The organism is uncultured Megasphaera sp. (assembly GCF_900539295.1).
Classification (GTDB): domain Bacteria; phylum Bacillota; class Negativicutes; order Veillonellales; family Megasphaeraceae; genus Megasphaera.
Genome location: NZ_UQBH01000005.1, coordinates 64,415 through 87,305, shown reverse-complemented (window position 1 = coordinate 87,305; position 22,891 = coordinate 64,415). Strand labels below are relative to the sequence as shown.

Annotated in this window: 19 protein-coding genes and 2 riboswitches; of the genes, 18 read left to right on the top strand and 1 reads right to left on the bottom strand. The window is 48.8% G+C overall.

Translation table 11 applies throughout. The annotated features are described in order from the left end of the window. Nucleotides 1-39 precede the first annotated feature (39 nt). Nucleotides 40-1,704, bottom strand: coding sequence for a hypothetical protein (locus QZQ46_RS02895; RefSeq protein ID WP_296826643.1), 1,665 nt, complete (start codon nucleotides 1,702-1,704; stop codon nucleotides 40-42). A gap of 197 nt (nucleotides 1,705-1,901) precedes the next feature. Beyond that, nucleotides 1,902-2,002, top strand: a riboswitch (SAM riboswitch). Nucleotides 2,003-2,062: 60 nt separating this feature from the next. Between QZQ46_RS02895 and metK the strand changes: the two genes are divergently transcribed. From metK to QZQ46_RS02805, 18 genes are all read left to right on the top strand, one after another. Beyond that, nucleotides 2,063-3,253, top strand: a complete 1,191-nt coding sequence (gene metK / locus QZQ46_RS02890; RefSeq protein WP_296826641.1) for a methionine adenosyltransferase — start codon at nucleotides 2,063-2,065, stop codon at nucleotides 3,251-3,253. 105 nt (nucleotides 3,254-3,358) lie between these two features. After that, entirely contained in the window at nucleotides 3,359-5,719 is a 2,361-nt protein-coding gene (priA, locus tag QZQ46_RS02885) for a primosomal protein N' (protein WP_296826640.1), read from the top strand. 268 nt (nucleotides 5,720-5,987) lie between these two features. Further along, nucleotides 5,988-6,449, top strand: coding sequence for a peptide deformylase (def, locus tag QZQ46_RS02880; protein WP_296826638.1), 462 nt, complete (start codon nucleotides 5,988-5,990; stop codon nucleotides 6,447-6,449). Beyond that, nucleotides 6,449-7,384, top strand: coding sequence for a methionyl-tRNA formyltransferase (gene fmt, locus QZQ46_RS02875; protein ID WP_296826635.1), 936 nt, complete (start codon nucleotides 6,449-6,451; stop codon nucleotides 7,382-7,384). Before def ends, fmt begins: the two co-directional genes overlap by 1 nt. Nucleotides 7,385-7,453: 69 nt before the next feature. Next, complete coding sequence (gene rsmB / locus QZQ46_RS02870; RefSeq protein WP_296826633.1) at nucleotides 7,454-8,785, top strand: 16S rRNA (cytosine(967)-C(5))-methyltransferase RsmB; 1,332 nt, start codon at nucleotides 7,454-7,456, stop codon at nucleotides 8,783-8,785. A gap of 1 nt (nucleotide 8,786) precedes the next feature. Next, entirely contained in the window at nucleotides 8,787-9,815 is a 1,029-nt protein-coding gene (gene rlmN / locus QZQ46_RS02865) for a 23S rRNA (adenine(2503)-C(2))-methyltransferase RlmN (RefSeq protein WP_296826631.1), read from the top strand. Nucleotides 9,816-9,884: 69 nt separating this feature from the next. Then, on the top strand, nucleotides 9,885-10,592 hold the full coding sequence (locus QZQ46_RS02860) for a Stp1/IreP family PP2C-type Ser/Thr phosphatase (RefSeq protein WP_296826629.1): 708 nt from the start codon (nucleotides 9,885-9,887) through the stop codon (nucleotides 10,590-10,592). A 36-nt stretch (nucleotides 10,593-10,628) separates the two neighbouring features. After that, nucleotides 10,629-12,581: a Stk1 family PASTA domain-containing Ser/Thr kinase gene (gene pknB / locus QZQ46_RS02855; RefSeq protein WP_296826627.1), complete on the top strand. Its 1,953-nt coding sequence runs from the start codon at nucleotides 10,629-10,631 to the stop codon at nucleotides 12,579-12,581. A gap of 8 nt (nucleotides 12,582-12,589) precedes the next feature. Then, nucleotides 12,590-13,453: a ribosome small subunit-dependent GTPase A gene (gene rsgA, locus QZQ46_RS02850; protein WP_296826625.1), complete on the top strand. Its 864-nt coding sequence runs from the start codon at nucleotides 12,590-12,592 to the stop codon at nucleotides 13,451-13,453. A gap of 2 nt (nucleotides 13,454-13,455) precedes the next feature. After that, nucleotides 13,456-14,100, top strand: coding sequence for a ribulose-phosphate 3-epimerase (gene rpe, locus QZQ46_RS02845; protein ID WP_296826623.1), 645 nt, complete (start codon nucleotides 13,456-13,458; stop codon nucleotides 14,098-14,100). A gap of 55 nt (nucleotides 14,101-14,155) precedes the next feature. Further along, nucleotides 14,156-14,287, top strand: a riboswitch (FMN riboswitch). A gap of 100 nt (nucleotides 14,288-14,387) precedes the next feature. Further along, complete coding sequence (gene ribD / locus QZQ46_RS02840) at nucleotides 14,388-15,527, top strand: bifunctional diaminohydroxyphosphoribosylaminopyrimidine deaminase/5-amino-6-(5-phosphoribosylamino)uracil reductase RibD (protein ID WP_296826621.1); 1,140 nt, start codon at nucleotides 14,388-14,390, stop codon at nucleotides 15,525-15,527. Beyond that, the gene (locus QZQ46_RS02835; RefSeq protein WP_296826618.1) at nucleotides 15,508-16,149 is read left to right on the top strand and encodes a riboflavin synthase; all 642 of its coding nucleotides are present in this window, start codon (nucleotides 15,508-15,510) and stop codon (nucleotides 16,147-16,149) included. The genes ribD and QZQ46_RS02835 overlap by 20 nt, the downstream gene beginning before the upstream one ends. A 35-nt stretch (nucleotides 16,150-16,184) precedes the next feature. Further along, a complete protein-coding gene (gene ribE, locus QZQ46_RS02830) occupies nucleotides 16,185-16,649 on the top strand; it encodes a 6,7-dimethyl-8-ribityllumazine synthase (RefSeq protein ID WP_296826616.1) in 465 nt (154 codons plus the stop codon). A 271-nt stretch (nucleotides 16,650-16,920) separates the two neighbouring features. Then, nucleotides 16,921-17,685: a glycosyltransferase family 2 protein gene (locus tag QZQ46_RS02825; protein ID WP_296826614.1), complete on the top strand. Its 765-nt coding sequence runs from the start codon at nucleotides 16,921-16,923 to the stop codon at nucleotides 17,683-17,685. A 130-nt stretch (nucleotides 17,686-17,815) separates the two neighbouring features. After that, the gene (locus tag QZQ46_RS02820) at nucleotides 17,816-18,958 is read left to right on the top strand and encodes a glycosyltransferase family 1 protein (RefSeq protein ID WP_296826612.1); all 1,143 of its coding nucleotides are present in this window, start codon (nucleotides 17,816-17,818) and stop codon (nucleotides 18,956-18,958) included. 25 nt (nucleotides 18,959-18,983) lie between these two features. Beyond that, entirely contained in the window at nucleotides 18,984-20,162 is a 1,179-nt protein-coding gene (locus QZQ46_RS02815) for a glycosyltransferase (protein ID WP_296826610.1), read from the top strand. 49 nt (nucleotides 20,163-20,211) lie between these two features. Next, nucleotides 20,212-21,078, top strand: a complete 867-nt coding sequence (locus QZQ46_RS02810; RefSeq protein ID WP_296826608.1) for a glycosyltransferase family 9 protein — start codon at nucleotides 20,212-20,214, stop codon at nucleotides 21,076-21,078. 434 nt (nucleotides 21,079-21,512) lie between these two features. Beyond that, nucleotides 21,513-22,745 (top strand): O-antigen ligase, encoded by a 1,233-nt coding sequence (locus QZQ46_RS02805; protein ID WP_296826606.1) that lies wholly within the window; start codon nucleotides 21,513-21,515, stop codon nucleotides 22,743-22,745. Nucleotides 22,746-22,891 lie beyond the last annotated feature (146 nt).

The window sequence follows — 22,891 nt, the reverse complement described above, 5'->3', positions numbered from 1 at the left end:
AGAACTCGCAGTATCTGTCTGCAGGTTCCTGCCGTTTTTTTATTTTTGGGCGTATTCTACGACGGCCTTGGCAAAGCCGTTTAAATTCGTCGTCTTAATGGGGAGATAGGGGCAGCCCATGTCGCGGGCAGCGGCCATAGCCCATTTGATGATATCCGTCTGGCCTTCGCTCAAGTTGAGGACTAAGAGGGTCGAGGCCCGCAGGATTCTTTCATCACCTGTATGCCCGCTGAGGGCGATAGCCGTCGGGAAGCGGTGCTTGATACGGCGCTGCCATTCGGAAGTTCCGCCGGCCAAGGCGATTTGGCGTCCTGCCAGGAAGCGGTCGAGGCTGTGCGTGTAGTCCTTTTGAGTCATAAAGGACGGCAGTTCGAGTCCCCGGTCGGCCGTCGGTTTCTTGGCTGGGGACGGTTTGACCGATTCGGTCGATTTTGTCGGGGCTGCCGATTCCGCTGCCGGTGTCGATTTTATGGATGCTGTCGAGGCTGCCGGCGTTGACGATGCGCTTGCTCGTTCGGACGATTTCGATGAGTCTGCCGATTTCACCGATTCGGTTGAGGATGCCGGTGTTGACGATGAGTGTACCGGTTCAGCCGATTTCGAGAGTGATGGCGATTTCACCGACGCTGCCGCTGTTGCTTGCGTGGACGAGGTTGCTGCCGGTTCCGTCGATTTCACGGACGCTGTCGGCGGCGTCGATACTTCCGGTTTTACAGGGGACGCCGGTTTTTCCGGCACTGCTGATTTTTCTGGTGTTGCTGCTCTTTCGGGCGTTGCCGCTTTTTCCGGTGCTGCAGCTGTCGGAGCTGCCGCGGGTTTTACCGCTTCGGCAGGGGCGGCGGCCTTTTTCGCTAATTCGGGATTTTCCTGATATTTACGGAGGGTCTGGCGCAGGGTCAACAGTTCCGATACTTGGCTGGCGGCCTTTTCTTTGATTCGCTCCGTATATTCTTCTTGTTGACGGAGGGTGGCTTCGTACCGCTGGAAGTCCTGTTCGCGGCCGTTTCGTTCTTCATCCAGTTCCTGGCGCAGCCGTTCCAGTTCGGACAGGACGGTCTTGCGGTTCTGCGCTTCCAGGCGCAGGCGAAGGAGTTCTTCCCGGTCGGCTTCCATCTGTGCTTTTTCTTGGCGCAGCTGAAGGAGTTCTTCCCGTTCTTCGCCGGCAATCATGGCCGGTGTTTTATTGGCCTCGGCTTCGCTGTCATCGATCCAGGGGCCGTCGTAGATGGACATCAAGTAGATGCCGAGCGCCTGGGCTGCCATGTGTTTGGCCTGCTGGATGTCTTCGAAGACGTCGCTCAGTCCCAGGAGTTCATCGCCGGTCTTTAACATCAGGAGGTCAATCATGCCCATGTAGGAATCATTGCCCGTCGTCTGCGCCGTTCCGTAGCGTTCAAAGCGGATCGTGCCGGCATAGATTTCGGTCGTATCCTTCTTGGCGGCATAATAGGTGTTGATGAGCAGCCGGTCCGGCGTCCGCTCGTAAATGCGGAAGATCAAGGCTTCTTCCCGGTCGGTGTCATTGTAGCGGATGAAAGCCAGGCTTTCCCGCTGCAGCAAGGTCGTTACCAGTCCTTGGGTACGGTACCATTTATCCCAAATTTCTACGCGTTTGGCCAAACGCAGGTCTGCCGTCTTGCAGTGGGTGGCAAAGTCAAAATAAGGGTCGTTGAAAAATATATCTCTTGGCCGCAATTTGGTCATCTCAATCATCCTTTCTTTCTATCTATTCATTATAACGTTTTCTGCAGCGGATGTAAAAAACATTCTGAGAGGAAGCCTGAAGATGTACTGCCATTCTTAAAACTTAGTCGTCAAGAGAGAACTCATGTTTGCTATACCAAAAAAGAACTTGCAAAATAGAGTGGTTTGAATTATAATGAACCAGTAAATTAAATAAAGAACCATCAAGAGACGACGGAGGGACTGGCCCTATGATGTCGCAGCAACCTTCTATTATGAAAGGTGCTAATTCCAGCAGTCTTATACTGGCAGATGGGGATTGGAAGCCCCTCTCATGACAGTCATGAATGAGGGGAATTTTTTTTAAGGAGGAAAACTCATGGTGAAAAATCGTGAATTCTTTACATCTGAATCCGTAACCGAAGGGCATCCGGATAAAATGGCTGACCAAATTTCTGACAGCATTTTGGATGCCATTCTTGAAAAAGATAAAAATGCCCGCGTTGCTTGTGAAACCTTAGTGACCACCGGGATGGTCCATGTCGTCGGTGAAATTTCGACGACGTGCTACGTCGATATCCCGCATATCGTTCGTGAAACGATTCGTTCCATCGGCTATACTCGTGCGAAATACGGTTTTGACTGCGATACCTGCGGCGTCTTGGTCTCCCTCGATGAACAGTCTCCGGATATCGCCATGGGCGTCGACGATGCCCTTGAAAAGAAGGCCGGCAATTCGGATCAATTCGATACGATCGGCGCCGGTGACCAGGGCATGATGTTCGGCTATGCAACGAACGAAACGGATGATTACATGCCTTTGCCGGTTTCCCTGGCACATCGTTTGGCACGCCGCTTAGCCAGTGTTCGTAAAGACGGCACCCTTGCTTATCTTCGTCCGGACGGCAAGACCCAGGTCACCGTCGAATACGAAGACGGCAAACCGGTCCGCATCGACACCATCGTCATTTCCGCTCAGCACAGTCCGGAAATCACGCGTGAACAGATTGAAAAGGACCTCCTCGAATTCGTTATCAAACCGGAACTCCCTCAGGGCTTGTTCGATGATAAGACCAAACTCTTCATCAACCCCACGGGCCGTTTCGTCATCGGCGGTCCTCAGGGCGACTCCGGTCTTACAGGCCGCAAGATCATCGTCGATACCTATGGCGGCATGGCTCGTCACGGCGGCGGTGCTTTCTCCGGGAAGGATCCTACAAAGGTTGACCGTTCGGCCGCTTATGCAGCTCGATACGTTGCCAAGAACGTCGTCGCTGCCGGCCTTGCTGACAAATGCGAAATCCAGTTGGCCTATGCTATCGGCGTCGCTCGTCCCGTTTCGATTCACGTCGAAACCTTCGGTACGGGCAAGGTGGACAATGATAAAATTGTCGAACTCATTGAAAAGAATTTTGACCTCCGTCCGGCTGGCATCATCGCCATGCTCGACTTACAGCGGCCGATTTACAAACAGACTGCTGCTTATGGCCACTTTGGTCGCAACGACCTCAACCTGCCTTGGGAACAGACCGATAAAGCGGAAACGCTTCGCAAGGAAGCCGGCTTATAATTAATACGCAGAGACTGTCGCAGCTACGGCAGTCTCTTTCTGTTTTTGGGCGTATGCCCTCGGGCAGCAGTGATTTTTTAGCTGCGGCCCTTAGGAGGTATGTCCGTGATTGCTGAAATCATCATCAATACGACGGCCAAGCGTTTGCAGCAGACTTTTTCTTATATCGTGCCGGAACACTTAGCCGTTCGCGTCGGCAGCCGCGTCGTCGTACCCTTTGGCTTTCGCCGGGAAGAGGGCATCGTCGTCGCCCTCCACGAAGAACTGGAAGAGCCGTCTGATTTTACCTTAAAGCCCATTGAGAGCCTGTTGTCGACGCAGACGGGATTCCAGGAAGAAATGATCGAAACGGCCCTTTGGATTCGCGACTATTACGTCTGCAACCTTTCCGATGCCCTGCGGCTGTTCATGATCGATAAGCGCGGCCTCGTTCGTCGCGAGCGCGTATCCTTGGGGCCCGTATCTTCGACAACGGCCGAAGGCCGAACGGTTCAGCTCTATGTTGCTGATAAGGGCAGCGTGGAAAAGGGGGCCCTCGGCCGTAAATTCGGCAGCGACCTTGTTTCACAGCTCTTAGCAGAAAAAGGCCTTTGCAGTGAAAGTATTTTAAAGAATAAGATTGCCGATAAAATGGAGGACTGGCTGTCCTTTGTAACAGATGACCTTGACGATGTTCTCCGCAGCCGGCCTAAACAGCAGGCCTTGCTGTCCGAGCTGAAAGAAAAGGGGACGGCGCCGGCAGCTTACTTTCAGTCCCGCGGCTATACCCGCGACCTCATGCGCCGCCTCTGTGCGACCGGTCTTGCCCGGTGGGAACAGCATCCGGCAGGGACGACGAATATCCTGCCGTCTATGGAACCCGATGAGGCCTTGCCGTTGACGGCGGAACAAGAAGAAGCTCTTTCCCTTATCGAAAGGGATGAAGGCGGAAAGACTTACGTCCTCCACGGCGTTACCGGCAGCGGCAAGACTGAAATTTATATGCAGCTCGCTGAGAAAGTTCTGAAGCGGGGACAGCAGGTCATCGTCTTAGTCCCGGAAATCGCCTTGACCGGCCAAATCGTGCGCCGCTTTTTGCGCCGCTTCGGCGACGATGTCGTCGTCATGCACAGCCAGCTGTCCCAAGGGGAAAAGCGAAATAACTGGCTGCGCATGCAGAACGGGACCAGTCACATCTGTATCGGCGCCAGATCGGCCGTCTTTTCGGCAGCCCGGTCCATCGGCCTGTTCATCGTTGATGAAGCTCACGACAGCTCGTATAAGCAGGATGAGGCACCGCGCTACCATGCCGTTGCCGTAGCACGGAAGCGGGCGGCTTATTACGGCTGTCCGGTCATCCTCGGCAGTGCGACGCCGGCTTTAGGTGATTATTATAAGGCCCTGGAAGGGGATTACGTCTTAGTCGAACTGAAAGAACGTGTCGGCCGGCGCCCTTTACCGGAAGTGACCGTCGTCGATATGCGGGAGGAACTGGCCCGCGGGAATTACCGCGTCGTTTCCGACGCCTTGTACAACCTTTTGAATGAAACGCTGGCAGCGCGGCAGCAGGCAATCATCCTTCTCAATCGGCGGGGCTACTCGACCTTCGTCATGTGCCGCAAATGCGGTTACGTCGTCAAGTGTGATACCTGTGACGTAGCCATGGTATATCACCGCCAGTCGTCTCATTTGAAGTGTCATTACTGTGACGCTGAAAAGCCTGTGCCGACGGTTTGTCCGTCCTGCGGCAGCAAATACATTAAATTTTTTGGCAGCGGTACGGAAAAGGTGGAGCAGCAGCTGCACGAACTCTTTCCGACGGCCCGCATCGTCCGCCTCGACCAGGATACGACGAGTCGAAAACACAGCGGTGACCGCATCATTGAAGCCTTCCGCCGCCATGAATACGATATCTTACTAGGGACGCAGATGGTCGCCAAAGGCCATGACTTCCCCGGCGTCAGTGCTGTCGGCATCTTGTCGGCCGACAGCCTGCTCAACCTGCCGGCCTATTGGGCCGGGGAGCGGACTTTCCAGCTGCTCACTCAGGCGGCCGGCAGGGCCGGCCGAGGCGAGGTTCCGGGCCGCGTCGTCATGCAGACCTATGCGCCGGACCACTACGTCATTCAATGTGCGTCTCGTCAGGCCTATCGGGAGTTTTACGATCAGGAAATTCAGTTCCGAAAAGAATTGGCCTATCCTCCTTTTCAGGAAATGACCAAGATCTTGATCAATGATGTCGACGAAAGGGAAGTCTGGCGAAAGGCCAATGACATCTCTGCCGCCCTTGAAAGCTGGAATAAGGAACACGGATCTTCGGTCATCGTCATCGGTCCTTATGAAGACGTCATCAAAAAGATACGCAATAAGTACCGGCTGGTCATATCGCTGACGGCAGCCGACCTGGGACCGATAAAGAAGGCGATGCGTGACCTTCCGGCCTGCTGGCAGACGGGCGTCGTCATCGACGTCGACCCGTCTATGTAGGACTCGGCTGATTTGTTTTCTAAATACTTTTGAGCTAAAAGCCTGTGTGTTGTCACACAGGCTTCGCTTTTTTGAAACGATAAAGGAATAATTCTGAATAAGAAATTTTATCGGTAAGACTTGAATGAATCTGATATAATAGATATGTAAGGAGTTTTGCCTCGTGTATGGCGATGGCTGATTTACATTCTTACAGTAGCGTTTTGACTGTTTTTCCGCTATAATAAGACGGATAAGCGTTTTACTATAACAATGAGGTGAAAGATATATGGCATTACTCAAAATCATAAAAGCCGGGGATCCCGTCTTGAAAGCGACGGCAAAACCGGTTGCAAAAGTAAATAAACATATAAAGAAAATTCTCGACGACATGGCAGAAACGATGTATGCTGCTGAAGGGGTTGGCCTTGCCGCTCCCCAGGTCAATGAATCGCTGCAGCTCATCGTCCTCGATGACGGCAACGGCCTGATTGAACTCATCAATCCGGAAATCTTGGAAATGTCGGAAGAAACGAACATCGATACGGAAGGCTGCCTGAGCGTTCCCGGTTATTACGGCAAGGTGCAGCGGGCTTCTAAAATCAAGGTCCGCTCCCTGAATCGACACGGCAAAACGGTTATTTATGAACCGGAAGGCTTCTTAGCCCGCATTTTCCAGCATGAAATGGACCATCTCTACGGCCATTTATTTATTGAAAAAGCGACGGATTTACAGAAAGTAGGGGAATAATGGAACGCTTACGCATCGTATTCATGGGAACACCTGATTTTTCCGTTCCGGCTTTAGCTCAGCTGGCCCAATCGCAGCACGACGTGGTCGCCGTCTATTCTCAGCCCGATAAGCAGCGGGGCCGCGGGAAGAAGGTGACCTTTTCGCCGGTAAAGGAAAAAGCCGTCGAACTTGGGATTCCCGTGTTCCAACCTGATTCCATGCGGGATGAAGCGGTCATTGCCGAACTGGCCGGGCTTTCTCCGGACGTCATCATCGTCATCGCCTACGGTAAAATTCTGCCCAAAGCTGTTCTCGATATCCCGAAATACGGCTGTCTCAACGTTCACGGTTCGCTCCTGCCGAAGTACCGCGGCGCCGCGCCTATTCAGTATGCTGTCAAGGAAGGCGAGGCTGAAAGCGGCGTTACCGTCATGCTCCTCGACGAAGGCATGGATACGGGGAAGATGCTGAAAAAAGCCGTCATTCCCTTAGACGCCAAGGAAACGACAGGTACCTTGTTCGATAAACTGGCCTCTCTCGGTGCTTCGACTTTGATGACGGTCGTCGACGACCTTGAAAAGTATGAACAAAATGCCGTAGCCCAGGACGAAAGTCAGGCCACGTATACGGCTAAGATTACGAAAGAAGAAGCAGCCCTCGATTGGAATGCTGACGCCGTCGTCCTGGAACGACTGATTCGGACCTTAGATCCCCATCCCGGCGCCTATACGGTGTGCCGCGACGGCAAGCGCCTGAAAATCTGGTCAGCCGACGTCGTCGAAGGGACAAAAGCCGCTCCGGGAACGGTCACTGCCGTAACCAAGAAGTCCTTTACGGTGCAGACCGGAAAGGGCGCTCTTCGCATTACGGAAGTCCAGCCGGAAAGCCGTAAACGCCTGACGACGGCTCAGTATCTGCAAGGCGTGGAACTGATCGTCGGCGAAACGTTATAGCCGCTGCACCCTAAAGCGGGGCATCTTTGCCAGACGGCAGACGTCCTGTTTCTTATGTAGGAGGAATCCATGAATGTACGTGAAATTGCCTTTCAAAGCCTGCTGACCATTTGCAGGGATGAAGGGTATAGTAATATCGTCGTCTCTAAGGCGATACAGGCCCATAAATTTTCTGACCGGGACCGACGGTTTTACACCGAACTGGTTTATGGGACACTGCGCTGCCTCAATTATTTGGACTGGATTATTTCCCAGCTCAGTACGCGCAAATTAAATAAGCTCGACCCGGTCTGCCTGGCCATCGTCCGCCTGGGGCTCTATCAGATCTTCGGAATGGATAAGGTGCCGGAATCGGCGGCTTGTAACGAGTCGGTCAAGATGGCAACCAAGTTTGGCAATAAAGGCATGGCAAAATTCGTCAACGCCATGCTGCGAAACAGTATCCGCAACCGCAATTCCTTCGTCATTCCCGACAAGGAGACGGATTTAGAAACCTACTTGGCCCTGACCTATCATCAGCAGGATTGGCTTATCCGCCGCTGGCTCGAAGATTACGGCCCTGATGAAACGGAAAAGCTCTGTCAGTATTTCGATACCATTCCGCCGTTGTGCCTGCGGGTCAATACGACCGTGACCGGTCGGGATGAGCTCTTGGATGAACTCGTAAAAGCGGGGATTCAGGCTCGTCCGACGCCGGTTTCGCCGGACGGCATCTATATCGACGGCCACTTGGGAATTCACGAATTGGAATGCCTAAAGGACGGGCGGGCCATCATTCAAGATGAGCCGTCTCAGCTCGTGGCCCATATCGTCGACCCTCAGCCTCACGAACTGGTCCTCGACGTCTGTGCGGCACCGGGCGGCAAGACGACCCATTTGGCAGCCCTCGGCGGTCCGTCGTGCATCGTCTATGGCGGCGACATCCATGAACATAAGTTGAAGTTGATCGATTATAATGCCCAAAAGCTGGGCCTGAAAAATGTTCGCACCCTCTTGCAGAATGCCTGCACCATCGGCCAGAAGTACGGCGGTCGGGCAGACCGCGTCTTGATCGATGCGCCTTGTTCCGGTCTCGGCGTCCTGCGCCACAAAATCGATCTTCGCTGGCGTAAGCAGCTGAGCGATCTTCGCACCTTGCCGGCCCTGCAGCGGAGCATCTTGGACAGTGCGTCTCAGTGCGTGCGCCCCGGCGGCGTCTTGGTGTACAGTACGTGTACGTTGAATGACGACGAAAACAGCCGAATCGTTATGGAGTTTTTGCAGAAGCATCCGGAGTTTCATGTTGAAAATGCTGCTGAAAAACTGGCTGTCCCCGGCCATGAAGGCCCCTTTATCCAGCTTTTGCCTCAGCGTGATGGCATGGACGGGTTCTTCATTGCCCGTATGAAGAAGGAGTCTTGATATGATGAATCTATTCGATATGACAAAAAAAGACCTACAGGACTTCCTCGTCGCCCAGGGAATGAAAAAATTCCGGGCCGATCAGATTTTCCATTACCTCTATAAGCAATCGATTTTTTCCTGGGATGACATGGTGCTCCTGCCGCAAAAAGACAGGGACCTCTTAAAAGAAGTCCTGCCGATTTATGTGCCCGACATCGTATCCCGCCTCGATGCGCCGGACGGTCGGACTGTTAAATTGCTGCTGCGCCTTAAAGACGGACAGACCGTTGAAACGGTTCTCATGATGCACGATTACGGAAATTCGATCTGCGTTTCGTCGCAGGTAGGCTGTGCCGTTAACTGCGCCTTCTGTGCCTCGGCAAAAAACGGCTTCGTCCGCAATCTGTCGGCCGGTGAGATGGTGGCTCAATTGTTGGCTTTCCGCCAGCATGTGACGCCGGACCTCCATTCCATCGTCATCATGGGTACCGGCGAGCCCTTGCTCAACTACGATAATGTCATCCGTTTCATGCAGCTCATCCACGAAAAGGATACCTTCTACTTAGGGTATCGCAATATGACCTTGTCGACGTCGGGCATCGTGCCTAAGATGTACCAACTGGCCAAAGAGGGGATGCCCATCACCCTGGCCGTATCCCTTCATGCACCGAATGATGCTTTGCGGCGGCGGATCATGCCGATTACCGACAAGTATCCTCTCGAGGCCGTCTTGACGGCGGCTCAGCATTATTTTGAAGAGACAGGCCGGAAGGTTACTTATGAATATATTCTCATCAAGAATCTGACCTGTACCAATGCCTGTGCCAAAGAGCTGTCCCGCCTTTTCAGCGGAAAAAACATCCTGATCAATGCCATTCCCATCAATGACAACTACGACGTCGGCCTCTATCGGCCTGATGACAAATCCATCAGTGAATTCGTTACCTATTTGCAGCGCCACGGCGTGCCGGTTACGCTGCGCCGGGAAATGGGCAGCAAGATTCAGGCGGCTTGCGGCCAGCTTCGTATAAAACGCGAAAACATTTGACAGGTGACAGGGAATATGATATGAATTAATGTGTACCTATAACGAAACACCGTGAGAGGACGTGAGAATTTGGGCACATACGGTGAATCCAAAATCGGCCTGGTTCGGAAAGTAAATGAAGATTCTTTTTATATCAGCCATGAGCGAAATGTGCTGGCCGTAGCTGACGGAATGGGCGGCTACGTCGGCGGTGAAATCGCCAGTAAGACGGCGGTAGAAGCCATTGCCTATTATTTTAAGAACTTTAATTATGCGGCACCGGTGCAGCTGGAAAAGGCGATTCAATACGCCAATTCCAGTATCATCAGCAAGACCTTGATCGACCCATCTCTCAAGGGGATGGGAACGACCGTTTCCATGGTGACCCTGGCCCGGCATATGGCCTTTTGGGGCCACGTCGGGGACAGCCGCATTTACTTGTACCGGGAGGGAGTCTTTTCACAGATTTCTGTCGATCATACGATTGTCCAGGTTTTACTTGATAAAGGTAAGATTACAGAAGAAGAAGCGCTGACTCATCCTCAGCGCCATGTACTGACCAGAGCCGTCGGTGTCGATTCTAATCTCATCGTCGATACCGGAGCCTTTGAAGTACAGCCGAATGACCGTATTCTGATTTGTTCCGACGGCTTGACGTCCTTCATTGAGAAGCAGGAACTTTGTGATGCCATCGGCGACTACGGCCGGACAGAGCGAGAGATTATCAACGATCTCTTTGACCTCGTCTATCAAAACGGGGCCAAGGACAATGTCACGGCAATTTTAACAACCATATAATCGGGAACGACTATGAAAGTGGTGGAATAGTTAAAAATGATTGGTCATATCTTAGACAATAGATACAAGATATTGGAAAAAGTAGGCACAGGCGGCATGGCCAGCGTATACAAGGCTCAGGATATCCTCCTGGACCGTATCGTTGCGGTCAAAGTACTTCATGCGAAATACGGAGACGACCATGACTTCGTCGTCCGGTTCCGGCAGGAAGCCCAGGCGGCTGCTAAGTTGTCTCATCCCAATATCGTCAATATATACGACGTCGGCTACGACGAAAACGTCCATTACATCGTCATGGAATTCGTCCGCGGCGAGACGCTGAAAGAGTATATCGAAAAGCACGGCCATTTGCCGATCAATACGTCGATACAGATTACCTTTAATATCGGCGAGGCCCTGGAAAACGCACATGCCAACGGCATCGTCCACTGCGATATTAAGCCCCATAACATTTTAGTTACCGAAACGGGGCGTATTAAGGTCGCAGATTTTGGCATTGCCAGAGCCGTCAATTCCGTAGAAAACAGCGACCGTACCGTCCTCGGTTCGGTTCATTATTTTTCGCCGGAACAGGCCAGCGGCGGCCATATTGACGAGCGGACGGATATCTATTCCCTCGGCGTCGTCATGTATGAAATGATGACCGGTATCGTGCCTTTTGAAGGCGATACGGCTATCAGCATCGCCTTGAAGCACGTTCAGGACGATATTCCCCTGCCGACGAAATACAATCGCCGTATTCCGCGGCTGGTCGAACAGGTCATCTTAAAGGCCATGTCCAAGAATCCCGACGATCGATTCCAGTCCATCGGCGAGATGATGTCTGAACTGCGCCTGTCCCAGGGCTTCATCAATACCAACGGTGCCCGTCCCATTATCAGTAAGGGGACGTATAACTTTGGGACCCAGAAAATCCAGCCTATCAAGGAAAAAGAGCTGCCTGAAGAAGCCCCGAAAAAGAAGAATATTTTTGCCCGCTTCATGGATTCTATCAGTAACCATTCCCAAAAGACGATTATCATCGGCATGCTCGGTGTCTTTCTCGTCGCCTTCGTTTGGGCCTTCTTTTCCTTTGGCAATTTCTGGAGTACCGAAGATATTACCGTTCCGAACGTAACGGGGAAACAAGTGGAAATTGCCCGGAAAATCCTGAAGGACAAGAAGCTTGACGTCTCGGTCAAAGAGGTAGAAAGCGAGGAAGTGCCTGTCGGCGAGGTCGTCGCCCAGACGCCGTCAGGAGGGGCTGTCGTCAAGGCTAATCGGACCATCTACCTGACCGTCAGCAAGGGCAATAAAGGAGAGCAGGTCTTAATGCCTGATCTGAGGAGCCTTACCCTGGAAGAGGCTGAAAGTAAATTGAAGGAAATCGGCTTGTCTGTCGGCAAGGTAACCTATAAAGAGAGTGCCCAGTATGCCGACGGGACGATTATCAGTCAGAGCCCGGCGTCACCGAAGAAGGTCGATAAGGGTACCAAGGTTAACCTCGTCGTCTGCCGTAAGAGCGATGCTGAAAAAGCAGCTGAAGCCGCTAAAAATGAGGCGCCCAATACGAGCGGCATGACCTTGGAAGAAGCCGAAAAAGCACTCGAAAGTGCAGGCTATTCTGTCGGCTCCGTCGCCAACCTCGACGCTTCGAAAGACAGCTCGCAGGCCGTCGTTACGGCCCAGGCTGCAGGGGACGGCAAGGTCGTCAACCTGACCGTCGAATATCCCGGCAGCCAGCGTTCGCAGTCAGGCGGCTCGGACGGCAGTGCCAACAACCAGGAACCGGCCGGCACGCCGCACTACGGGACAGTCAATATCAGTGTTCCTGCCGGCGCTTCCAACCAGCACGTCCAAATTATCGTATCGGACGATAACGGCTCGCGCGTCGTCTACGACCGCAACCAATCCGGCGGCGATAATATTTCAAAGAGCGTCAGCGGGACCGGTAAGACCCGGGTCAAAGTCTACATCAATAATTCCCTTGTACAGGATCAGTATATTTAAGGAGGAACATGACAAAAGGACGCGTCATCAAGAATTATAATGGCTATTATTACGTCGATGTCGGCAGGGATAACCTCGTCGAATGCCGACGTCGGGGCAAACTGCTCAAGGCCAAGATCTTAGTCGGCGACGAATTGGAAATTACGGAACTGGAAAACGACAAGGGCGTCATCGAAGCCCAGCTGCCCCGGCGGAATCAAATCCGCCGGCCGGCTGTGGCCAATATCGATCAACTGCTGATCATCATGGCAGCCCAGTCACCAGATCCGAACCGCTTTCTCATCGATAAGATGCTCATGACCTGTGAATACAGCGGCATCCGGCCGCTGCTCTGCTTCAATAAGTGCGATCTCGACCGAAAACTTGCTGAAAGCTATCAGGCTTTTTATGAGCGCTGCGGTTACGACGTCTGCCTCGTGTCGGCCCGTACTGGAGAAGGCCTCGACATGCTCTATGAGCGGCTGCCGCAGAGGGTGACGGCCTTTGCCGGCCCGTCCGGCGTCGGTAAATCGAGCCTTTTGTCCCAGCTTTTGGGACGGACGGACTTATCCATCGGTGCCGTCAGTGAGAAGATAAAACGGGGCCGCCATACGACGCGCCATTCAGAAATCATGCGTCTCGACAATAGTACCTACGTCGTCGATACGCCGGGGTTCAGTTCCCTTGATTTCGAACACCTTGATGCCCGGGAAGTCCTGCCTTTATTCCCCGATATGGAGCCATACAGCGCAGGCTGCAAGTTCTCGTCGTGCCTCCACCTGTCCGAACCGGAATGCGCCGTAAAACAGGCTGTTGCCGACGGTCAGATCCAACAAGAACGGTATGAAACGTACTGTAAAATAATGACATCTATTGCAGAAAGGAAACGATAGTCATGGTAACTATTTGTCCATCCATATTATCTGCTGATTTTTCGCGGTTAGCAGACGAAATTAAAGACGTTGAAAGCAAGGGTGCCGGCTGTCTCCACATCGATATGATGGACGGCCATTTTGTACCTAACCTAACCTTCGGCGTTCCCGTCATCAAATCCCTGCGCCCGGTTACCAAACTGCCTTTTGACGCTCATTTGATGGTGACCAATCCCGAAGCGTATATCGACGGCTTGGCCGATGCCGGCGTCCAGTATGTGACGGTTCATCAGGAAGCCTGCGTCCACTTGGACCGGGTTCTGCAGCAGATTCATGAAGCTGGGATGAAGGCCGGTGTGGCCCTCAATCCGGCGACGCCCGTATCGACCTTGTCTTGTGTTGCCGGACAATTAGATCTCATCCTCATCATGAGCGTCAATCCGGGATTTGGCGGTCAGAAGTTTATTCCTTACAGTCTCGAAAAAATTCGTCAGGCTAAGGAACTCCTTCAGAATGCAGGAAATACCGAAGCTGTCATCGAAGTCGACGGCGGCGTAAACGATAAGACCGTTCAGATGGTCAAGGACGCCGGCGCTACCTTCCTCGTTGCCGGCAGTGCTGTATTCGGCGCGGCCGATCGAAAAGCTGCCATTGAGTCCTTACGATAAGGACTTGTATTTCTCCTTTTCATGTGCTAAAATCGTACATGAAAAGAAGAATAGAAATAGTCTTTGAGGCAAGGTGAGAAAGCGGAGCTTTCAATTCCTGACCGGCGGTGACAGTCCGCTAACCCGCAAGGGTTGAACCGATGAAATTTCGGTACCGACAGTACAGTCTGGATGGGAAAAGACGACAGTGTCTTTTTTTGTTGTGCTCAAAGGGCTATGGAGATTTTTCATCCATAGCCTTTTTTCGTTTTCCCGCCTGCAAATCCAAGAAGAAGGGAAGGAATATATTGGAACCGGCAGAGTATATGAGAAAAGCCCTGGAACTGGCTAAATCAGCTCTGGGTTATACGACACCAAATCCGGCCGTCGGCTGCGTCATCGTAAAAGACGGCGAAATCGTCGGCACCGGCTATCACCATAAGGCCGGCACACCCCATGCTGAAGTGTGGGCCCTGCGCGAAGCCGGCGAAAAAGCCAAAGGGGCGACGGTTTATGTGACCCTTGAACCTTGCGCCCACTATGGCCGCACTCCTCCGTGCGCGCGGACGCTGGCCGAAAAGGGTGTCGGCAAGGTCGTCATGGCCATGCTCGATCCCAATCCCCGCGTCTCCGGCAAGGGAGCGGCCATCCTGCGCAAGGCCGGCATCGCTGTCGAAGTGGGCCTGCTGTCGAAAGAAGCGGCCCAGCTCAACGAAGTCTTTATCAAGAACATGATGGTCCAAAAGCCATTCATTGCTGTTAAGCTGGCTCAAAGTCTCGACGGCCGCACGGCATCGCGGACGGGCCATTCGAAATGGATTACCAACGAATGGGCTCGAAACTACGGCCACTACCTGCGCTCCATTTACGACGGCATTTTAGTCGGCATCAATACGGTCCTGGCGGACAATCCGCTGTTAACCTGCCGTATTGAACGGGAAGGACAGGCGGCACCGCACCAGCCGGTGCGCATCGTCCTCGATGCCAAAGGGCGGACGCCGCTGAAGTCGCTGGTCGTAACCGATAAGACGACGCCGACTATCGTCATGACGACGTCGGCCTGCCCCGTTGAAAAGATGAAGGCTTTGAAAAATGCCGGCGTTCGGGTCATTCTGGCGCCTTTACTTCAGGACAATCAGTCCATCAACCTTCCGGAAGCTTTGAAACGCCTCCATGAAGAAGGGCTGACCAGTATTCTCGTCGAAGGGGGCAGCACCGTTCAGGGCAGCTTCTTTGACGCCCGTCTCGTCGACAAGGTCTACGCCTTTATGGGCGATAAGATCATCGGCGGCGTCGGAGCCCTGCCGTCGGTCGGCGGCTATGGCGTCGACGAACTCGACGAGTGCCTGCCGCTTATCTACGATTCCGTAGAGCTCCATGAAAATAATGTATTACTAACGGCATATAATGCCAATAGGGAGGGTGCCTATGTTCACTGGCATCATTGAAGAATTGGGTTCGATTGCCCATATGGACCGCCGGCCGGACTCGATTCGCCTTACTATCGCGGCCCATAAAGTGTTAGAAGGGACGCAGCTTGGCGACAGCATTGCCGTCAACGGCGTCTGCCTGACCGTAACCGATCTGACTGACTCGACTTTTTCGGCCGACGTCATGCATGAAACGATGCGCCGTTCGTCGTTCAGCACCATTAAGAGCGGTTCTAAGGTTAACTTGGAACGGGCCATGCAGGTCGGAGGACGACTTGGCGGCCACATCGTCAGCGGTCACATCGACGGTGTCGGGCATGTCGCCCGCATTGCCAATGACGGTATTGCCCGGGTCATCACCATTTCCATTCCTAAGGATATGGAAATCTTCATCGTCGAAAAAGGATCCATCACCATCGACGGGATCAGCTTGACCGTCGTTTCCGTCGGCAACAGTCAGTTCTCTGTTTCCATCATTCCCCATACGATGGCCAATACGACCCTTATGGACAAACATCCGGGAGCCATCGTCAATTTAGAAACGGATGTTATCGGGAAATACGTCCATCGCTTCACAGTAGGTTCGCCGCAGACCTCATCAGGTCTGACCTTGGACAAACTGCTGGAAAATGGATTTTAACTTCAATCATAATTTAGAATAGGAGTGTTTTTATAATGGCACACATTAAAGAAGGTCAATTAATCGGTTCTGGTGCGAAGTTTGGTATTGTCGTCGCACGTTTCAATGAATTTATTTGCAGCAAACTGCTCGGCGGTGCCTACGATGCCCTCCACCGTCACGGCGTCAACGATGATGATATTACGACGGCTTGGGTTCCGGGAGCTTTTGAAATCCCTTTAATCGCTCAGAAAATGGCAGAATCGGGTAAATACGATGCCGTCATTTGCCTCGGTGCCGTCATCCGCGGTGCCACCAGCCACTACGACCTCGTCTGCGGCGAATCGGCTAAAGGCATTGCTCAGGCATCGCTGAAGACCGGCGTGCCCATCATGTTCGGCATCATTACGACGGAAAATATCGAACAGGCCATCGAACGGGCCGGCACAAAAGCCGGGAACAAAGGCTTCGACGTTGCCACCGGCGCCATCGAAATGGTCAACCTCATCAAACAGTTATAAAAAGCCGGGGCCATCCCGGATTGGAAAGGCTGTCCCGCCACTCGGCAGGGCAGTCTTTTGCTGTTTGGCAGCTATAGTGTGTTTCATGGCATCTGAAATGAGAATGAGTGAGTCTTTTATGGGATGCCTTAAAGCCGTTATTCATGAAAAGGGGGCAGATGCCTATGTACAGCCGGCTCTTTTCTGTACTTTACAAGCTGGATGTGATACAATGTTACAAGCTTAAGTATACCGAGGAAAGACCTTATCTTAAAGAAAAGAGGACCGGCTCGTGAGCTCATTAGCAATTTTGATTTTGACGAAGAACGAAGAAGACAACATTGTCGACGTTGTTGAGAATGCAAAAAAATGTACTGATGACGTTATTATCATCGATTCAGGAAGTACGGATAAGACGGTGGACCTGGCCAAAGCGCAGGGAGCAACCGTCTGTTTTCGCGCCTGGACCGATGATTTTTCAGCTCAGCGCAACTTTGCTCTTGAGCAGACCGATGCCGACTGGGTCCTCTATCTCGATGCCGATGAACGCCTGAATGACGAATTGGTTGCTGATATTCGACGCATTGTTGTTGAGGGACAATTGGATACACAGTATGTCATTACGCGCAAGTCTGTTGCTTTTGGTGTTACTTTTAATCACGGTGTCCTGAATCCGGATCATGTGCGGCGTATGTTTCCAAGAAAGACCGTCAAATGGGTTAATAAAGTTCATGAACATCCAGAATGTGACTTGCCTGATAAACTTTTGAATGGTTTTATTGAACACCACACCTATCGTGACTGGCACGAATGGGAAGAAAAACTCTGCTTATACACTTCTATTTGGGCTGAAGATGCCTATAAACGAGGAAAGCGAACTTCTATGGCAGGTATTCTCATGCACAGTATGGGGGGGTTCTTTAAAATGTTTATTGTCCGCAAGGGTTTTTTAGATGGGGGCATAGGCGCTTACTTGTGTTGCACCCATTTCTTCTATACAATGTTGAAGTATCTGAAATTACATGAGTTACAGCGATTGGAAAAGCATAATAGATGATGTTGTGCTTTACTATGGATGGCTTTCTTGCTGATGATGTGGTCTTATATTTTAATTGAAAAATCTGGAGGTTCCGTATCAATAGACTTTATGTATTTTTCCGAAATAAGAGAGAGGAGTTCTTTACGCTATGCGTATTGCTATTTTGGAATCCATTGTCATGCCGGCAGGACATGAGGTGGAATTCGATCGAATCCTTGTCGAAGAATTGAAGAAACAAGGACATGAACCGGTGTTTTTCGTACCGGAGAATTTTCCTTTTAAGATTGACTATCATTGCGATGTTGATTATCTAGATGGGGGAGCGGCAATTTCATATGCCGGCGTTAGCCGATTGAAACGTCTGTGGCTATCTATGCAACGGGAAAAACGTCGTATTGCCTGGTTGAATAGCGCCTGCAAAAAGGGGCTAGATGGTAAATGCGATGCAATTATCGTACCTACAAATAGTTGGCGTGTCATGCGGTCTATCCGTCACAGTATCTTGAAGAAGAGTAAAGTGCCATTCTTATTTATGTTTCATGGAATCATGCCTAAAGATCGGAATCGTTTTTGTGAGGGAGTCAAAAGATTAAGAGATTATCAAAATGTTTATTTGGGTGCTTTAGGATTACAGACGGAGTTCCCTGAATTAGAAGATTGCCCTAATTTTTATACGATTATGGCACCGGTGTACGTTCCTTTTGATTTATCAGTAACACCGGAGTTTCATGTTCATCATCCATTGCGCCTTGGTTTTTTTGGCCAGTATCGTAAGGAAAAAAATCTGGATTTCTTTCTTCAAGCTTTCGTCAAAGCAAAATTTACCCATCCGGTTACTCTGACTGTACAGGGAGCGACAGCAACTCAAGTAGATAGTGATGATTTCGAACGCCTGCAAAATGAATATGCGACTTATGATAATCTTCGTTTTCTGCATAAAAACCTCTTAGGCATAGAATGGCAGAAAGAAATCATGGACATTGATGTCCTGCTCCTTCCTTACGGGGCGAAACGATATCGTTATCAACCAAGTGCGATGCTCTTTACTGCAATTGGTTATTATAAACCTGTTTTACAGTCTCCTGAAATGAATCCAGAAGTTTTGCAGAACTTTGATATTGGAGTAGCTGTGAATTTGGATTCTGTTGAAAGCTTTTCACATCAACTAGAGCATTTTGTAAATGAATTTTCAGAACGACAGGAACAATATCGACAAGGATTGATAGAGGCCAATATAATGTATGGACAGGATAAAATGATTCAAAAAATCATGACAATATTCTTTAAGTAATGTTTTTTCGATAGGAATGAAGCTTATGAAAATTTTACTAACCAATTTGACTAAAATGGTTGCAGACAGTGGAGGTCTTGCAAAAGTAACTTGTGCGTTTGCTAATGAAATGAAGGCTAGAGGGCATCATGTTACACTTGCTTACAGTGATGTCCAAACGGGAAATTTTTATTATCCTTTAGATAGAGATGTTCCAGCCTATGATATTCGCCATTATAAAGGAAAATCTATTCCCTACCCGTGGTATTTGAAAATAAAAAGAGAATTTTATCGTACTTTCAATAAACAAAAAGCACGGACCGTTAATAATGATTTTGCTGAAGCGTTTTTGCTAGACAATTTGCGGGATGTATTACAGAACGTTCAGCCGGATGTTATTGTGTCTTTTCAGCCGGCAGCCAGTAAGATGCTGCTCTGTGATTTAAAAATAGATATCCCTGTCATCACCATGAGTCACGGCGATCCGGAAGATTATTTTCATACCTATCCGAAAGAAGAAATTCCTGCGCTGGAGAAAAGTGCTGTTTGCCAAGTCCTGTTGCCATCGTTTGAAGAACACATTAAGAGGCATTTGCCGAATGTAAAAACAGTAGTTATCGGTAACGCTATTCCGCAATATGAAATGCAGGCCGATTTATCAGCTGAAAAAGAACGATATAAAATTCTTTTTGTAGGGCGTCTTTCAAAGAATCATAAACGACCGCATCTTCTAATTGAGGCCTTTGCTGGACTTGCAGAACAATTTCCTAACTGGGATGTTGAATTATGGGGGGCTGAAAATGGAAAGGCTTATTATAAAGAACTTCAGTTATTGATTCGCAAGCATCATCTGGAAAATCGTGTCTTCCTTAAAGGAACGACGAATGAAGTTCCTGAAGTATTGAAAAAAGGCGACATTTTTGCTTTTCCCAGTGCTTATGAAGGGTTTAGCTTAGCTTTAGGGGAAGCCATGAGTATGGGGCTTCCTAGCGTTGCTTATTATAATTGTGAATCAGTCCGTGGGATGGTTGAAAATGAAAGGACGGGACTTCTGTGCCGAGATGGGGTTGAACCTTTTCGAGAAGCTTTGAAAAAAATGATGGAAAATCGCTCTTTGCGAATTTCCCTGGGAAGAAATGCCTGTATAGGAATGCAAGAATTTTCTCCTCAAGCGATTTGGAACATATGGGAAAAGTTGTTGGTTAATATTGATTTAAATAGATAATGTGGCGAATTGAGGTTAACTTATTATGTGGGAGCATAAGAAAATATTTATGACAACCGGTGGTGGGGTTGGTGATTTGATTATGTATACCCCAGTCCTAAGGCGAATTAAAGAATTATACCCTACTTGTAAAATTACAATTATGACTATTGATAAAACTGTTGATGTTATTAATCGTATTCCTTATATTGATGATGTTGTCTGTATAAAACGGGGACGTTTTTTAGGGCGATATAGAGTTTTGCCTAATTTATTTGGACAGGATGCGGTCGTTTTTACCGATTGGCAACCACATATATTGCCTTTTGCTTGGCTTTTTAGAATCAAAGTTCGAGCAGGCGTTCCACGTAAGGGAAAGGCACTAACTAAATGTTTAACACATTCATTGGTCAATAATGTAGCTAAATCAACCTGCTATGCGGCGGAAACAAATGCTAAAATTTTTTCAGAAGCTCTAGGCATTTCTATAGATGGTGATATGAGCGACTGTGATGTATCTATTCCTGGCGATGACACGAAAAAAGAAGTAGATAAACTGATGAACGATATCGGAATACCGCCCCATGCTCCGTTCATTTTATTGACCCCGTTTACTGGATTTGAAAGGAGAAATTGGCCAGTAAAAGAGGTGATAAAATTTTTGGATTTAGTTAAAAAGAAATATAATATACCAGTTATAATTACAGGTAAGTTATCTGATGAACAAGAGGTTTTACCTAATTCCCCACATAGTTTATTTAATCAAACCTCAATATTACAACTGATTGAATTAATTAGACGGGCTAAATGTGTTGTTACTCCGGATAGTGGCCCTATGCATATTGCAGGTGCTTTAGGAACGTTTGTTATTCCTCTTTTTAGTAAGGATCTACCTTCACGTTGGGCGCCTAGAAAAAATGTACGCCAATATATTTAAACTATGAATGTTCACCATGCAATGATGAAACTGCACGTAAGTGTAAGACGGTGAAATGCATGAAAAATATTACAGCACAAATAGTTTTTAATCAATTAGTAGAGAATGATGAATTGTATCATTTATTCAAATAGTTTGAGGCTGGATATGCTTTTTCTCTCAATCCAATGGTTCGATGAGCTATGTATTATAGCGCTGTTTGTCAATTTAATATCTATAGGCCATTTATGAATATCTATAATGATTTAATGGTGGAAACATTGATGGATGGTATAAGGAAGGTACAAGTTCTTCTGTGAAATCAAGGCTGAGGATATAGGCTTTATCTTGAAAGTATATCTATTAAAAAATTATTATTTCTGAGTGGGAATATATGGAAAAGTTATTCGAATAGCTTTTGAAATAATAAATCTAATCTAGATGGTGAATATAAAATGGAGAACAATAATAAAATAAGCTTTTACCAATCAGCACCAGTTTTTGAGATTGTGATGGCCGTTTTGATTGGACTGGGAGTTTGCTTAACTCGATTATCCACAGCTGTTTCTCAAATTTCACTAGCGCTAGCAACTCTGATGGGGGTTTACTTATGGTGGAAAAACGGGAAAAGATTAGAATTAAATCCTTTGGCAAAGAAGTATATGAAAGCAGTAGGGATTTTTTTTGCAGCGGCCTTATTTTCTATTATTGACGTTGATAATAAAGCTGCCACATTTTACTATTTTTTAGGCGATTGGGTTTGGCGCTTTATGGTCTTTGTTTTAATCGTTGCTTTTGTACGGCAGAAAGAGTATTTATTAAAGATATTAGCGGGTTTTTTAGGCGTTTTTTCGATAGATTGTTTTGTGGCTTGTTATCAGTTTTTTATCTTGCATTGGGAGAGAGGCCGTGGGTTTCATGGCGACTATCTGGATTTGACCGCGATTATTTGTATGGTTTTGGCTCTGTCAGCTATTATTCTTTTGGATTCATCTTTTGATAAAAATATTAAAAAATTTGCACTTTTAGGTGTGATTAGTTCGATTGCCGGACTTTTTGGATGTTTTGGAAGAGGTGCATTTTTAGTCAGCGCTTTAGTTGCTCCCTTTTATTTGTTTTATTATTTGCGGAACAGCAAAAAGATTGCAGGGATTGTTTTGATTATACTTTTACTGATCGGTGGCACTATTGGAAGTAGTCCTAAATACGTGGAACGTTTATCTACCACAATGAATACGACAACTAATAAATCAAATGTTGATCGTATATGGGCCTGGAAGGCGAGCGTTGATATGTTTAAGGATTATCCAATCAATGGGGTTGGACTAAATAATTGGAACTGGTATTATAAAAATAAAGGATACCGATATGCGGAAGAGACTCAAAATTTACCGCATGCCCACAGTAATTATATGCAATTATTGGCTGAAACCGGAACTATTGGTTTTTTAGGCTTGCTGTATTTCTACGGATTTTTTCTGATTTCGCCCTTTAAACGGTGGCTAGAGCATAGAAATCCTTGTGACTTGATTTTCTTTACGGTATTTTTAGCGGGAATGGTACTTTTTGGTGTTTTTCAGCCGACCTATCGTCTGTCATCTGTAATTCGAACTTTGTGGTTCATATTAGCTTTAATGATTCAGTTAAGAGAAGTATCCGATGTGAATAGAAACAAATTACGTACTTAGAGCTGATAAGATAATATCTTCTAGGTGTATTTTTGTTATTTGTTTGATGTATATATTAATGTGATTGAACTTTTATTTTTGATTCCATTAGAGGGATTGTATTACATTGAAGTGTTGAAGATAATAATAGAGACATCGTCTATATT